Annotated in this window: 1 protein-coding gene, 3 tRNA genes and 1 rRNA gene; 1 reads left to right on the forward strand and 4 read right to left on the reverse strand. The window is 43.7% G+C overall.

The features are described 5' to 3' along the window. Position 1 precedes the first annotated feature (1 nt). Positions 2-77: transfer RNA gene (locus R7O13_RS23795), tRNA-Asn, on the forward strand. Positions 78-324: 247 nt separating this feature from the next. Here the strand turns inward: R7O13_RS23795 and R7O13_RS23800 are convergent. The 4 genes from R7O13_RS23800 to R7O13_RS23815 all read right to left on the reverse strand — a co-directional run bounded on the left by R7O13_RS23800 (position 325) and on the right by R7O13_RS23815 (position 2,678). Continuing rightward, positions 325-1,761 (reverse strand): NAD-dependent succinate-semialdehyde dehydrogenase, encoded by a 1,437-nt coding sequence (locus R7O13_RS23800; protein ID WP_213969985.1) that lies wholly within the window; start codon positions 1,759-1,761, stop codon positions 325-327. 497 nt (positions 1,762-2,258) lie between these two features. After that, positions 2,259-2,335: transfer RNA gene (locus tag R7O13_RS23805), tRNA-Asp, on the reverse strand. A gap of 93 nt (positions 2,336-2,428) precedes the next feature. Then, positions 2,429-2,545 (reverse strand): 5S ribosomal RNA (gene rrf / locus R7O13_RS23810). A gap of 57 nt (positions 2,546-2,602) precedes the next feature. Then, positions 2,603-2,678, reverse strand: a tRNA-Thr gene (locus tag R7O13_RS23815). Positions 2,679-2,846: the final 168 nt, after the last annotated feature.

A 2,846-nucleotide genomic window follows, 5' to 3' on the forward strand; every position in this document is an offset into this window, starting at 1 on the left:
TTCCTCCTTAGCTCAGTTGGTAGAGCGACGGACTGTTAATCCGCAGGTCGCTGGTTCGAGCCCAGCAGGAGGAGCCATATTAGAAGAAGCCGCATCACTTGATGCGGCTTTTTTGTATTAGTTTAAAGCTAAGCTCTCTCCTACTACCCACGAAATAACATAAGCGCTTTGATTATTAAAAACCGCTTACCGCAAGCTAACTATCAACTCACTAAGTAACCAGAAAATATTAACCACAAACGCGCGTGGCAAATGGTGTATCTTTCAACTAAAAAAAAGCCAGGTAAAAACCTAGCTTTTTAATTCAATCGGCCATCTCTGAAATCAGCTTAAACCACCAAGACAAATATACTTTGTCTCCAGATATTCATCGAGTCCTTGCTTAGCACCTTCCCGTCCAACACCCGACTCTTTAATTCCACCAAATGGAGCCACTTCAGTAGAGATGATCCCTTCATTAACTCCAACCATGCCGTACTCTAAACCTTCACTAAAAGTCACAATACGCTTCAAGCTATTCGTATAGAAATAGCAAGCCAAACCATATTCTGTATCGTTCGCCATTTCGAGAACTTGATAATCATTTTCAAAGGTAACAATAGGCAACACAGGCCCGAATAGCTCTTGCTGAACAATCGACATATTCTGCGTCACACTATCCAAAAGAACGGGCTCCATAAAGCGACCAGGCCGTCTCTGTGGAGAGTTAGCAATAGAGGCTCCTTCTTGTACAGCTTGATCGATCACCGCCTCTAGTCGATGCTTAGAGGCCATCGTAATAACAGGACCTAATGTGACACCTTTCTCTAAACCATTTCCAAGCTTTAATTTGCTTAACTTCGACAATACTTTATCAATAAAAGCTTGTTTTACATTTTTATGAACATATAGCCGATTGGTACAAACACATGTTTGCCCTGCATTACGGAACTTCGACGCGACAAGCCCTTCCGCAGCCTCATCTAAGTCTGCATCTTCAAACACGATGAAAGGCGCATTACCACCCAACTCCATCGACACCGCCTTGACTGAATCACTGGCTTGCTTCATCAAAATTTTCCCGACTCGCGTAGACCCCGTAAAAGAGATCTTCTGAATCCTAGGATCAGTACTTAGTACTTGACCAAACTCAGCAGCCTGCTCCGACACCACGACAGAAAGCAGTTCTTTAGGGATACCAGCCTGATAAGCTAATTCAACAACAGCAATTGCAGTGAGAGGGGTAAGCTCTGATGGCTTGATCAACATGCCACAACCTGCCGCTAGGGCTGGTGCTGCTTTTCTTGTAATCATCGCAATAGGGAAGTTCCAAGGTGTAATTGCAGCGCATACTCCCACAGGCTGGCGAATTGCAGATAGACGTCTATCTGTCGTGGGGGCAGGAATAACTTCGCCATAAGCACGTTTTGCTTCTTCTGAGAACCACTCGACAAAAGAGGCACCATACATCACTTCCCCTTTGCTCTCAGCTAAAGGTTTACCCTGCTCTAAGGTAATAATCGTGGCTATGTCTTCTGCATTATCAAGAAGTAGTTGATACCACCCCCTCAAACGACGAGAGCGCTCTTTGGCACTTAATTTAGCCCAACGGACTTGCTCCGTTTTGCACTGACCAATGAGATCATCTAACTCATCAAGAGTACTAGGCTTTAACCGAATTAACTCTTGCTCAGTTGCAGGGTTGATGACCACAATTCCCTCATCGGAAGACCATTGCTTAAATACAGATTTCAGCGTTTCATTTTTTATTTGTTGCATCATCAAACATACTCCTCAAGAACTCCTCTTAGGTTAATCGCTACTAGCAAGTTCAGCAAAGAAAACAAAGTTTTCTAAAAGGCATTAATTTTCGGAAGACTTAGCTCTCTTCCTCACTATATTTCGGGAAATTGCGTAATCCACGCAACGACGGTCCCGCTCTAAACATGGAAGCAATGAATGTTTGAGAAATAAGATGTAGAAAATTATTGTTTAAGAGAGACGCTAACAAAACACGCAGTACGGAAGACTATTCATTCTATTACGGTTGAGGGCGAGTGTTATAAAGACTCATTGTTCAAATGACCAATCTTTCAACGAGGACAGGATACAAACTCGGAGTAATTGGAAGTGCAGGCAGCAGGCTCATCTTCCTGAGAAACTCATGTGCCAAAAGGGTAAAGAAAGTCGTATTGTCTCGCCTTCAATGTGTAAATGCATTTCTAGGGGACACGACCAAACGAAAAAGCCCCAGTCTTTCGACTAGGGCTTAATATAAGTGGCGGAGTGGACGGGACTCGAACCCGCGACCCCCGGCGTGACAGGCCGGTATTCTAACCAACTGAACTACCACTCCGCAGTGGTATTGTGTACTAAATAAAGTCTTATGGTTAGCGTGCTTTATCTAGTTTTGCCTTCAGATCTTCAAAATCTGAAAACAAGGAAGTAGGCCTGGCGATGTCCTACTCTCACATGGGGAAACCCCACACTACCATCGGCGCTATTTCGTTTCACTTCTGAGTTCGGCATGGAAATCAGGTGGGTCCAAAATGCTATGGTCGCCAAGCAAAATTCTTTACATTTTGTTTTAGGCTTTAATTTAAAACATAAAACAAACAATAAATGGTGCTGATACCCAGAATCGAACTGGGGACCTCATCCTTACCAAGGATGCGCTCTACCGACTGAGCCATATCAGCACATTATTTGTGTCCGTGAGGACTAAAAAAGCCCGCTTTTACAAACGGGCTCTCTTAACTTTTGTCTTCGCCTTTTTAAAAAGGAAAAAACTAAATTTAAAGCCTGGCGATGTCCTACTCTCACATGGGGAAGCCCCACACTACCATCGGCGCTATTTCGTTTCACTT

The organism is Vibrio sp. Y176 (assembly GCF_033438945.1).

Bases quoted from the DNA above. Each gene is read 5' to 3' on its own strand.
- R7O13_RS23800 (WP_213969985.1), bottom strand. From the start codon at position 1,761: ATGATGCAACAAATAAAAAATGAAACGCTGAAATCTGTATTTAAGCAA.